At 61.9% G+C, this 11,719-nt stretch carries 12 protein-coding genes and 1 tRNA gene; 2 read left to right on the top strand and 11 right to left on the bottom strand.

Features of this window, described 5'->3' with window-relative positions:
* Positions 1-41 precede the first annotated feature (41 nt).
* The 4 genes from L5849_RS10395 to L5849_RS10380 are packed head-to-tail and all read right to left on the bottom strand — an operon-like array spanning position 42 to position 3,392.
* On the bottom strand, positions 42-863 hold the full coding sequence (locus tag L5849_RS10395; RefSeq protein WP_236925517.1) for a DUF2059 domain-containing protein: 822 nt from the start codon (positions 861-863) through the stop codon (positions 42-44).
* A 20-nt stretch (positions 864-883) separates the two neighbouring features.
* Entirely contained in the window at positions 884-2,287 is a 1,404-nt protein-coding gene (pgmG, locus tag L5849_RS10390) for a phosphoglucomutase/phosphomannomutase PgmG (protein ID WP_115415657.1), read from the bottom strand.
* Entirely contained in the window at positions 2,284-2,586 is a 303-nt protein-coding gene (locus L5849_RS10385; protein WP_236925516.1) for a DnaJ domain-containing protein, read from the bottom strand. The genes pgmG and L5849_RS10385 overlap by 4 nt, the downstream gene beginning before the upstream one ends.
* The gene (locus tag L5849_RS10380; RefSeq protein WP_370459224.1) at positions 2,583-3,392 is read right to left on the bottom strand and encodes a division plane positioning ATPase MipZ; all 810 of its coding nucleotides are present in this window, start codon (positions 3,390-3,392) and stop codon (positions 2,583-2,585) included. The genes L5849_RS10385 and L5849_RS10380 overlap by 4 nt, the downstream gene beginning before the upstream one ends.
* A 226-nt stretch (positions 3,393-3,618) precedes the next feature.
* On the opposite strand from L5849_RS10380, the gene L5849_RS10375 reads away from it, so the two are divergent.
* Together L5849_RS10375 and panC are read left to right on the top strand one after the other, a co-directional pair.
* The gene (locus L5849_RS10375) at positions 3,619-4,392 is read left to right on the top strand and encodes a CsgG/HfaB family protein (protein ID WP_236925515.1); all 774 of its coding nucleotides are present in this window, start codon (positions 3,619-3,621) and stop codon (positions 4,390-4,392) included.
* Positions 4,393-4,466: 74 nt separating this feature from the next.
* Positions 4,467-5,315 (top strand): pantoate--beta-alanine ligase, encoded by an 849-nt coding sequence (gene panC, locus L5849_RS10370; RefSeq protein ID WP_236925681.1) that lies wholly within the window; start codon positions 4,467-4,469, stop codon positions 5,313-5,315.
* 219 nt (positions 5,316-5,534) lie between these two features.
* Here panC and L5849_RS10365 read toward each other — a convergent pair.
* The 7 genes from L5849_RS10365 to petA all read right to left on the bottom strand — a co-directional run bounded on the left by L5849_RS10365 (position 5,535) and on the right by petA (position 11,598).
* Positions 5,535-5,608, bottom strand: a tRNA-Gly gene (locus L5849_RS10365).
* A gap of 46 nt (positions 5,609-5,654) precedes the next feature.
* Positions 5,655-6,278: an OmpA family protein gene (locus L5849_RS10360; RefSeq protein WP_236925514.1), complete on the bottom strand. Its 624-nt coding sequence runs from the start codon at positions 6,276-6,278 to the stop codon at positions 5,655-5,657.
* A gap of 1 nt (position 6,279) precedes the next feature.
* A complete protein-coding gene (locus L5849_RS10355) occupies positions 6,280-8,133 on the bottom strand; it encodes a sodium:proton antiporter (protein ID WP_115415653.1) in 1,854 nt (617 codons plus the stop codon).
* Positions 8,134-8,226: 93 nt separating this feature from the next.
* Positions 8,227-8,757, bottom strand: a complete 531-nt coding sequence (locus tag L5849_RS10350; RefSeq protein ID WP_236925513.1) for an adenine phosphoribosyltransferase — start codon at positions 8,755-8,757, stop codon at positions 8,227-8,229.
* A gap of 79 nt (positions 8,758-8,836) precedes the next feature.
* Positions 8,837-9,688: a cytochrome c1 gene (locus tag L5849_RS10345; RefSeq protein ID WP_236925512.1), complete on the bottom strand. Its 852-nt coding sequence runs from the start codon at positions 9,686-9,688 to the stop codon at positions 8,837-8,839.
* 18 nt (positions 9,689-9,706) lie between these two features.
* On the bottom strand, positions 9,707-11,002 hold the full coding sequence (locus tag L5849_RS10340; protein ID WP_305040841.1) for a cytochrome b/b6: 1,296 nt from the start codon (positions 11,000-11,002) through the stop codon (positions 9,707-9,709).
* A 23-nt stretch (positions 11,003-11,025) separates the two neighbouring features.
* Positions 11,026-11,598, bottom strand: coding sequence for a ubiquinol-cytochrome c reductase iron-sulfur subunit (petA, locus tag L5849_RS10335; RefSeq protein WP_236925511.1), 573 nt, complete (start codon positions 11,596-11,598; stop codon positions 11,026-11,028).
* Positions 11,599-11,719: the final 121 nt, after the last annotated feature.

Here is an 11,719-nt window from a genome sequence, read left to right as displayed (position 1 = left end):
CGGCCCAGGGCCAGTCAGTAAAACCGGCTCACCTCCCCTATTCAGAACGGCGCGTCCTTCGCATCCTGCTCCGCGACCTGTCGCATGCCCACTCGCAGGTCTTCTTCGGTGAGGCCGGTCAGGGAGAGGATCCGCTGGCGTTCGGTAGCACCCAGCGCCTCAAAGTCTTTCTTTTCCGGAAGGTCCGCCATCTCCGCCTTCATGTTCTGGCCCATCTCCTCGAAAGTCGCGACCATCTTGGGAAGTTCGCTCATCGCGGCGTGCATGATGCGCGGGTCAGACGTAAGCTGGTAGGACTTGCGCGCATAGGTCGCGCCGACTTCGGTCGAGAAGAATGCAAAAATGCCCTCGAGTTCGGCTTGCGTGAAATTGGCAGCGTATGCCTCCGCCATGCCTCGTTTCATCGCCGGCTCCATAGCGGTCATAAGCTGGCCCATCATAACCTTCGTCAGGTCCATAGTCCGACGCTGGCGCTCGCGCCACTCTGGATCGATGATGGCGGCAATCTCGGCCACTGCCTCGTCATCCAATTCGAGCTCGGTCTCGTCATATCCGATGAAGGTCGAAAGGCTTGGACCTGCCTGATCGGCAAGGTCCATGATCGGACCAAGCATACCATCGAACATCGACTCCATGATCTCGTCCATCGTGCCATCGGGCATGATTTGCTCGATCAGCGAAGCGGCAAGCGGCAGGCGGGCCTGCTGCTCTGGAGTCAGTGGCTCGGCCGGGAACATCTCGGCTATCATGGCGATCGCCTCGGCCTGCTTGTGAGCCTTGGCGTCCTCTTTTTCGTCAGCCACAGCTGGCTGACCAATCAGTGCCAGCGGCGCAGCTATCGCCAGCATCCATTTCTTCATCATGCGAACCCTCCCTTACAAATTCAGTGTCCGACGCTTTCGCCACGCTCGAGGCCCGAGGCGGCCAGTTGCTCGTCGATCTGCGCGACCAAGCGGTCGAGGCCTTCTTGGCTTTCGCTTTCCGCGCGCGCGACGAGGACATCCTGCGTGTTCGAGGCACGCAGCAGCCACCACCCATCGTCGGTCGTCACACGCACCCCGTCGGTCGTGTCCGCAACCGCATCGCTGGCGGCGATGCGTGCGGCGATCTCCTCGATCGCGGCGAACTTGCGGCTTTCGTCGACCTGAAACCGCATTTCGGGCGTATTGACCATCGGCGGCATGGCGCTGCGCAGCTCGGTCACCGACTTGCCGATCCGCGCGGCCGCAGCAATCAGGCGGACACCGGCATAGAGCGCGTCGTCATACCCATAATATTCGTCGGCGAAGAACACGTGGCCGCTCATCTCCCCGGCCAGCGGCGATCCCGTTTCCTTCATTTTGGACTTAATTAGCGAGTGGCCGGTCTTCCACATCAGCGGTTTGCCACCATGCGCCGCCACATGGTCGAACAGGGCGCGACTGGCCTTGACGTCGGCGATGATCGTGACGCCTTTGCGGCGCGCGAGCAGATCTTCGGCATAGACCATCAGGAGCTGATCGCCCCATATCACGCGCCCTTCACCGTCGATGGCGCCGATCCGATCGCCATCGCCGTCGAAGGCCACTCCGAAGTCGAGCGACTTCTCCACGACGAGCGCGCGCAGATCTTCCAGATTCTCCTCGACCGTAGGATCAGGATGATGATTGGGAAAATCGCCGTCGACATCGGTGTAGAGCAGGTGGTGTTCACCGGGAAGGCGCGCGGCGAGCCTTTCGAGTGCCGGCCCCGCTGCGCCATTGCCCGCGTCCCAACCGACCTTGAGGCGATCGAGCACTGCGGTATCGATGCCGTCGAGCGCTTCGAGCATCCGGTCGATATACGCATCGAAGACATCGCGTTCCTCGACCTGGCCCGCACCATCGATCCATTCCCCCGCGGCAGCGCGGCGACCGAGTTCCTGGATATCCGCGCCAAAGAAGGGGCGGCCCTGAAACACCATCTTGAAGCCATTGTAATTGGCGGGATTGTGGCTGCCGGTTATCTGGATGCCGCCATCAATGTCCTCGGCTGAGGCCTCGGCATAATAGAGCATGGGCGTCGCCCCCATGCCGACCCGGGCCACATCGATACCCGAAGCGGTCAGGCCTTCGATCAAGGCATGTTCGAGCATGGGCGAGCTGACCCGACCGTCATAGCCGACCGCGACCTTCTTGCCGCCCGCCTCGGCAAGCATCGAGCCGAAACCCCGGCCGATCGCGCGCGCATCCTCCGCCCCAAGGGTTTCTCCGATAATGCCCCGAATGTCGTATTCGCGCAAAATAGTGGAGTGAAATCTGTGGCTCATTCGGAACGCTCCGTTCGAATACGGGAAAGATGGTCGAGCAAGAGATCGCGCGCCGCGTTCGCTTCCTGCAAGGTGGCGCTGCTACCCCCTCTATCCGGGTGATTTATTGTAGCAATGCGACGGTGCGCCGCGCGAATTTCATCGGCGGTCGCATTTCGGGAAACGTCGAGAATGGCGCGCGCACGCGCAAGCGAGCGATCGGCTGCGCTTTGTGCCCTCAGATACTCCCACGGCCATTTGCCGAAGATCAGGCGGCAGGCCACCGAAACCAGAAGGACGAGGGCAAGCAGGCGGATCACTGTGCGGCTTCCGGAACAATTTCGACGGTATTGTCCGGCAGGCGCAAGCTGGCGACCAGGCCGCGCAGCTCCTGTCGCGCCACGAGGTGGCTGGTTCCCAAATCGCCCAAATGCCCCTTGTCGAGCAGAGTAAGACCCGAGGGGAAAAGCTCGCGATAAATGACGCGCTCCGACAGGCCTTTCGCCACGCGGAACCCGACTCGTTTGGACATTTCGGCCAGAGCCTGGTTGATCCGCCCCATATTGCGCGCCTCGGTGTAACCGGTGCGGTTGCGCACCACGACCCAATCCATCTGGGCGCGGTTCTGCTCGATCGATGTCCGGCTACGCTTGATGCGCGCCTCCCAGATCAGCTCGGCATAGAAGGACAGTTTGCGGACTTTGAAGCTTTCCCCTTCCACCTGTCCGATGAGATCGAAATCGACAAAGCTGTCATTCATCGGCGTCACCAGCGTATCGGCCGTCGTGGCGGCATGGCGAGCCAATGGATCGTCACGGCCGGGTGTATCGACGACCACGAAGTCCGCACCGGCAGTCCGCTCCTCGACAAATCTCTCCATCGCAGCTTCGTTCATGCCTTCGACGACATGGCATCGGGCAGTGGGCAGATCGATGCCGCGGCGCTGCATCGTTTCGGCGCGGTTTTCGAAATAGCGGCACATCGTGCGCTGTCGATGATCGAGATCGAACGCGGCGACATTCGCACCTCGATAGGCAAGCGCCACCGCGACATGCACTGCCGTGGTGGATTTGCCCGTTCCGCCCTTCTCGTTGGCGAACACGATCCTGTGCGGCCGGGACATCATTGGTATGTGACGGTGTAAATCATGCTGCGCTCGTCCCTATCCAACCCGCTGCTCCACGGCAACGCAGGGCCATGGGGCGCACGTTGGTTTTTCCCACAATGGCGGATGTATACTAGCCTGCATTGCAACTTTTGATATTGTGCAGCTCATCCGGGTCGCATTTGACCGGCGAGAAACGACAGCAGGTCGACCGCCGCGAAATGTTCACAGAGGGGGATCCCGGATAATGAAAAAGGTACTTTTCACAGCTCTGGCTGTAATTTCGATGACAGGCATGGCGGCCGAGCCGGTGCTCGCACAAGGGCGCTCATCGGGCCGCAAGGCGCAGGACCGCGCGACAATGGAAATTCCGCGCTGCAACACGAACCTCGGCGCCATCGCGGTGGTCGAGCCCGATGACAAATGGTGGCGCGAACTCAATCTCGGCAGCCCCGAACAGATCATTCGTGTATTTGTCCAGCGCTCCGGTTGTTTCACCATGGTCAGTCGCGGGCGCGCGATGCAGAGCCGGGCGATGGAACGCGCGCTCCAGGAGCAGGGCGAGCTGCAGGATGGGCAGAATGTGGGCTTGGGCCAGGTCCGGACGGCTGATTACTTCCTCCAGCCCGACATAGTCAGCGCGAACAGCAATTCGGGCGGCGGCGGCGGGCTGCTGGGCGGCGTCGTCGGCGGACTGTTCGGGCGGACCGCAGGCGCGATCGCCGGTGGTATCCGGGTCAAGAAAGGCGAAGCGAATGTTGTCCTTTCGCTGGTGAATGCCCGCACCACGGTGGAAGAAGCCCTGGTCGAGGGATATTTCCGCAAGAAGGATCTCGGCTGGGCGGCCGGGGGCGGATTGTTCGGTGGGGGCGGCGGTGCTGCGGGCGGCTTTGGTAGTTATGAGAATACGGCGATCGGCCAGATCATCGTGCTCGCCTATCTCAACGCTTATACCGATCTGGTGACGCAGCTTGGCGGCCTGCCGGTCGATGCCGCGGCGGCGGCGCCCGAAGCGCGCTGATATCGGACGGCTTGCAAGAAGTGGGGCGGGGCGGCACAGATCGCCCCGCCCTTTTCGTTGGCGGAGTGCGAGCGCTGGACACGATCACGACATTGAACGAATTGCGCGGCGCCACCGCCGCCTTGCGCAAGACCGGGTCGCTGGCGCTGGTACCGACCATGGGCGCTTTGCACGAAGGACATCTGACGCTGGTGCGCGAGGCCCGCAGACTTGCGGACCATGTCGCCGTGTCGATTTTCGTCAATCCGCGTCAGTTCGGGGCGAATGAGGATCTCGATGCCTATCCCCGGCAGCTTGCGCGCGATTCGGAGCTGCTCGATAAGGAAGGGGTTGCCCTGCTCTGGGCGCCGCCGCCGAGTGAGGTCTATCCCGAGGGCTATGCGACCAACATATCGGTTGCGGGAGTGAGCGATGGCTTGTGCGGCGCTGACCGGCCGGGCCATTTCGACGGTGTCGCGACCGTGGTCTGCAAGCTCTTCAATCAAGTGCGCCCCGACATGGCCTTTTTCGGCGAGAAGGACTGGCAGCAGCTTGCGGTTATTCGCCGGATGGCACGCGATCTCGATCTTACATCGCCTCATGTCGATGCGATTTACGGCGTGCCCATCATACGCGAGCCGGACGGGCTCGCGATGAGCAGTCGCAACGCCTATCTTTCGACCCAGCAGCGCAATATCGCGGCCGTCCTGCCACACGCCATGCACGAGACAATTGCGCGCCTTTCAAGAGGAGAGGCAGCAAAAGCGGTTCTGGCCGATCTCGCCCGGCGTTTGATCGATTCCGGCTTCGATACAGTGGATTACGCCGAATTGCGGCAGGGCGACAATCTTGTGCCCGCCACCGTTGCAGCTCCTGGAACGCGGCTGTTCGTTGCCGCCCGGATCGGCGGAACGCGCCTGATCGACAATATGGCGGTCGACTGAAACCGGTTGCAGGCCGCCGCTCGGGCAATGGCCACCAAGGATAAACGCGAGTCCGCTGGAACGTCTATCGAGCAGGGTGCCTCCGGGCAGGCGCCCTTCGCTTGGCAAGGGCCGGGTGCGGGGCGCTGTCTGCGGAAGGCATCCGCTGCGCCCGGCCTTGCGCTACCGATAGGGCCATGCACCCCTGCGCGTCGCTTCGTTCGTTTATGGTCGGAAGTTTGGAGCGGGTAAGGGGAATCGAACCCCTCTAGCCAGCTTGGAAGGCTGGAGCATTACCACTATGCTATACCCGCTCGGGCGATGCGCCAATGCCATCGAAGACACGTCGGCGTCAACACGCTATTCTTCGGTCTCGAGGTCTTCTTCCGAACCCTCTTCCCCGGCCGAAGCAAGGCTTTCGGCGAGCGTAGGCTGTTTGCCCTCAGCAGGCTGTTCTTCGCTGCGCACTTCTATTTCCACACGGCGATTGGCGGCCCGCCCCTCTTTATTGGGCGAGCCGTCGGGCAAGGCATTGGGAGCAGCGGGGTTTTGTTCGCCGAATGCAATGACCGTGATCCTCTCGCTCTCTATCCCGTTCTCGACCAGCCAATCGCGCACCGCCTCCGCCCGGGCCTGAGAGGCGCGCAGATTGCCGTCATCGCTGCCTCCGCTGTCGCTGTGCCCCCGCAGAATGATTTCTCCGCCCTCGGCGATCTGAGGCGACGCCAGGACCGTTGCCAGTTCAGCGAGAGCATCCTCGGTCAGTTCGGCTCCGTCTGGAAACAAAACCCGTGTTTCCAGAGTGCCGAGCGTGTCCAGGGTTTCGATCGGCTCGACCTGGAATTCGGGCCTGAAGATCGAACGCTTCTCGCCAGCATCCCCCGAATCCCCGGCGTCGGTGTCCGCCGGGCGCTGCTCGCTGCAAGCCGAAAGAACGAGCGATGCCGCAGCAATCGCGATGATGATTGTCAGCCGGTGGTTCATATCATGTCCCCTGTTCGGCGGCCTTGTTGCGCTTGCGCTCGCGTTTCGCCGCAGCGTCCTGGGCGCTGCGTTCCTGTGGCGGGGCGAAACTGACAATGATGTCCCCTGCCCGCGGTTCAGGCCGCGCCGCATGGGTGAAGAAGCGGAGCGTGCCGCTCTCACGGACCAGCAACAACATTGACGCTGCGTCGGGCAGGCGTTCCTGCGCGGCCTCGAAATCGAATTCTTCCGACAGCTTCGTCTTGCGGAAGACCCAGCCCCGCGCGAGCCGCTCGTTGACGTCTTCGACACCGAAGCCCGATTCGAAAAGGGCGCGGCCGCGGATGCTGCTGGGCAGGGCATGTCGGTCGTCATCGTCGACCGCGTCGCCAAGCTGGAATACCGTATCGCGCCCGATTTCATACGCGAACTCGTTACAAACCAGCGCGTTATAGGCCTCGTTCTCGGTCGCGGCGACCAGCACCGCATAGGGGGTCAGATCGAGATTGTGCTCGGTCGCCTCGTTGAGAATTTCGCCGTGATAAAAGGGCAGACCTTTCTGACGTGCGAGAGCCAGGCGTTGCCAACTGGGATCGACGATCATGACCGGCGATTTCAGTTCCTTCATCATCAGCGCGAGCGAGATCGTCCAGGGCGTGCTTCCGACGATGATGACGCCGGGCCGCTTGCTGCCCTTGAGGTCGAGCAGGCGTGCGACAAGGTCGATCGTGAATCCATGGGCGACGATCGTTGCCACCACCACTGCGAAGCTCAGACCGATCAAGGCCGTGCCATCGTACCCAATGTCCTCAAGGCGCAGGGCAAACAGACCCGAGATAGCGACGAGAACGATACCGCGCGGGGCGATCCAGGCGAGGAACAGCCGCTCGTTCCACGGGACAGAACTGCCGAGCAGACTGAGCAGAATGGTTGCCGGGCGCACGAGAAAGAGCAGCGCGAGCAGGAACAGCCCGAAATTCCAGTTGAGATAGGCCAGTTCCTCGAACTCGAGGCTGGCCGACAACAGAATGAAAATGCCCGAAATCAGCAGGACGGCGATATTCTGCTTGAACGGATGGATGCTCCGAATCGACGTGATGTTCATATTCGCCAGAGCGATGCCCATGACCGTGACCGCGACCAGACCGGCTTCATGTTCGATCTGGTTGGAGAGCACGAACACCACGATGACCGATGTCAGAAGGACGGGCACTTTGAGGTATTCGGGAATGGCCCCGCGCGGAAAGGCCCAGGCGATGGCGGCAGCGGCGACATATCCGATCAGACCGGCGATAATCGCCGCAATGACCAGGGGCGGGACGACCTCTATCAGGCCCGAGCCCGGTGCTTCGGCCACCTTACGGAAATATTCGTAGGAAACGACTGCGAACAGCGCGCCGATGGGATCGTTGACAATTGCTTCCCATTTAAGAATCGCCGCCGGTCGGGCCTTGACCGAGGACTGGCGCAGCAGCGGCATGACGACGGTCGGCCCCGTGACCACCAATATCCCTGCAAACAGGATCGCGACCGGCCATTCGAGTCCGCCGATCGAGTGCGCCGCGAAGGCGCCGAGTACCCAGGCAATCGGCCCGCCCAGCAGTACCAGACGCCAGACGCCGTCGCCGGCATGGCGTAATTCACGAAAATCGAGGCTTAGGCCGCCTTCGAACAGGATCAGGGCGACACCGATGGCTATCATCGGGTCGAGCAGGTCGCCAAAGGCATGTTCGGGATCGAACAGGCCGAGGACCGGCCCGGCCAGGAAGCCCGCCGCCAACATCAGAACGATGGCCGGCCATCCGGTGCGCCAGGCCACCCATTGGGCGCCGATGCCCAATATGCCGACCATCGCGATGACTAAAGACTGTTCCATGCCCCTCCCCGACTGAGCGACGATCCGCTGCTCAAGGCGCGAGTTCTATAAATGCCCGAAGCGGCGAATATATCCAGCCCCGGCTCGGACAGCTCAATCGCCCGCGAATTCCATCAAGGCACGGACGTCCACTGCTTCATCGGCGAGGCGCTTGCTTCCACCGAGATCGGGAAGGCCGATCACGAACGCCGCCCGGCTGACCCGGGCACCCGCCTTGCGAAGCAGTGCGGTCGCAGCCAGAGCGGTACCTCCCGTCGCGAGCAAATCGTCGACAATCGCCACCTGCTGTCCATCGGAAACGGATTGAGGATCCATCTCGAGACGGTCAAGTCCGTATTCGAGCTCGTAATCCACGCCAATCACCTGACAAGGGAGCTTGCCGGATTTGCGGATCGGCAAGAAGGGCAGGCCGAGCCGCGCAGAAACTGCTGCTCCGAAAATGAACCCGCGTGCCTCCATTCCGGCGATGGCCTCGGCCCCGCGCACCTCATCCGCCAGCCATTCGACCGACGCGGCAAACCCCCGCCCGTTACCGAGCAGAGTCGTAATATCGCGAAACTGGATGCCCTTTTTCGGAAAGTCGGGAATGGTCCTGACCAAGGTTTTCAGGTCGGCGGGCGTCATGTCGTCTCTCCCGGAATCGAAAGCGCCCCTTGCATCGATGTGACGCAAGGGGCGCTGGTCATTCGTGTCGACCGAGGGATCAGTCGCCCTTGCGCTTTGCGGCAGCCCAGATCTGCTTCTTGGACATATAGGCAAGCACAGTGGCGAAGAGCAGGAAGATCAGCACCGGCCAGCCGGTCTGCTTGCGCGCCACAAGAGTCGGTTCGGCGGTCCAGGTCAGGAAGGCCGCGACGTCCTCGGACATCTGCTGCACGGTCGCCTCGGTGCCGTCGTCATAAGTCACCTGACCGGCGGTGGTCAGCGGCGGTGCCATGGCGAGGTTGAGGTTGGGGAAATAGGGGTTGTGATAAAGGCCCGGCCCCGGAGCCGCCTCGGGATGCTCTTCGAGCAGTTCGGCCGAAGGTTCGGAATAGCCGGCCAGCAGCGACGCAACATAGTTCGTGCCGTCTCCGCGCGCCTTGGTCATCAAGGAAAGATCGGGCGGGATGGCGTTATTGTTCGCTGCAGCCGCCGCGACATTGTTCGGATAGGGCGACGGGAAATAATCGGTCGGAAGGCCGGGGCGCATGGTCGCTTCGCCGGTGTTCGGGTCGATGCCCGGCACCTGCTTCGACGCGGCAAAGGCCTTCACCTGGCCTTCGTCGTACCCGATCTGCTCAAGGTCGCGAAAAGCGACATATTTGAGGCTGTGGCAGGCGGCGCAGACTTCGTCATAGACCTTGAAGCCGCGCTGAAGCTGCTGGATGTCCCATTTGCCGAACGGCCCGTCAAAAGAATAGGCGATATCTTCCGGCTTTTCATACGGAACGTGTCCGGCGGCTTCCTCCGTGATCGCGGCATAGGCTCCGACAACGAAGGAGTAGAGTGCGATCAGGGCGAAGCCGAGGCCGACGAGAATGGCGACGAGGCGGACGCTGAGAAGTTTGGTCATTTTCTATCTCGTTCTCGCTTAGACGGCCGGTTTTGCGTTTTCGCCGAGCACCGCCTGCTTGTCTTCGCCAAGCACGGCTTCGGTGATCGAATAGGGCAGCGGTTCGGGCTTCTCGATCTGGCTGACAATCGGGAGGATCACCAGGAAGTGCAGGAAGTAGTAAGCCGTCGCGATCTGGCTGAGCATCACATAGGGCTCTTCCGCCGGGGCACCGCCGCAGATGAACAGAACGATCATCGCGGGAATAAGGCCGAACCAGAAGAACTTGCGGAACAGCGGCCGGTAATGGCCACTGCGCACCGGCGACTTGTCGAGCCAGGGCAGGAAGAACCAGATCAGGATCGAGCCGAACATCGCGATCACGCCGAGCAGCTTGGCGGGGATGAACAGGAAGTCGACCGTGAAAGCGCGCAAGATCGCGTAGAACGGCCAGAAATACCATTCGGGCACGATGTGCGCCGGGGTCGAGAGCGGGTTCGCCTCGATATAGTTGTCCGGATGGCCGAGCGCGTTGGGCAGGAAGAACACCATCGCGAAGAACAGCAGCAGCGCGACGCCGAGACCGAAGCCGTCCTTCGCCGTGTAGTACGGGTGGAAGGGCAGCGTATCGCTTTCCTGCTTCACTTCGACACCGGTCGGGTTCGACGACCCCGGAATGTGCAGCGCCCAGACGTGCAGGATCACGACGGCGGCGATCACGAAGGGCAGCAGGAAGTGCAGGCTGAAGAACCGGTTCAGGGCAGCGTTGTCGGGGGCGAAGCCGCCGAGCAGCCAGATCTGGATCGGCTCGCCGACCAGCGGGATCGCGCCGAACAGACCCGTGATGACCTTGGCACCCCAGAAGCTCATCTGCCCCCAGGGAAGGACGTACCCCATGAAGGCGGTCGCCATCATGAGCAGGAAGATCACGACGCCGAGTAGCCAGATCATCTCGCGCGGGGCCTTGTACGAACTGTAGAAGAAGCCGCGGAAGATGTGGAGATAGACGACGATGAAGAAGAAGCTCGCGCCATTGGCATGGGCATAGCGCATCAGCCAGCCCCAGTTGACATCGCGCATGATGTGTTCGGTCGTGGCGAAGGCAACCTGCGCGTTAGCTGCATAGTGCATCGCCAGGACGACGCCGGTGACAATCTGCACCACCAAGAAAAATCCAGCGAGAACGCCGAAATTCCAGAAATAGGACAGGTTGCGCGGAACCGGATAGCCCGCGCCGACCGCGTCGTAGACGAGACGCGGCAATGGCAGCTTCTCGTCGAAGAACTTCATGACCGGATTGGTCGGGGTGTATTCCTTGGCCCAGGGAAAGCTCATCGTTTCGTCTCTTCTCTCTAAGCTCAGCCGACCTGGATGACGGTGTCCGAGGTGAACTCGTATTCCGGCACTTCGAGATTGGTCGGCGCCGGACCCTTGATGATGCGACCGGCGGTGTCGTAATGCGAACCGTGGCAAGGGCAGAAATAACCGCCGAACTCGCCCTTCACCTCGCCTTCGGCCGCACCCAGCGGCACACAGCCGAGGTGGGTGCAGACGCCCATGGTAACCAGCATGTCCTCGCGGCCTTCCTTGGTACGGTCGGCCAGTGTTTCGGGATCGCGCAGCGACGAAAGCGGGCGCGCATTGGCTTCGGCGATTTCCTGCGCGGTCAAACGACGGATGAACAGGGGCTGCTTGCGGAACACCGCCTTGATCGCTTGCCCCGGCTCGACCGCCGAGACATCGACCTCGGTCGTGCTGGCAGCCAGAACGTCCCTCGAAGGCGCCATTTGGCTGACCAGCGGATAGACCACTGCCAGACCACCGATACCGGCGGCACTGACCGCAGCGATGTCTAGAAAATCGCGGCGGCGGATACCATCTTGTGTCTCGCCTGCCGTTTCGTGTGTTGCGGTTGCAGCCGTGTCTGCCATCAGCGCTTTGCCTTGCCTGCTTTGGTAGTGCGCCTCTGCCCTCTCGGGGTTCGACGCGATGTGCGAATCCATCCCGGTCAGCGATAAAGGCCGGAGCGCCCGACGAAATAATACGCGCGCG

The sequence above is a fragment of the Erythrobacter sp. SN021 genome (assembly GCF_021864455.1).
This window is presented reverse-complemented; position numbering and strand designations above follow the sequence as displayed.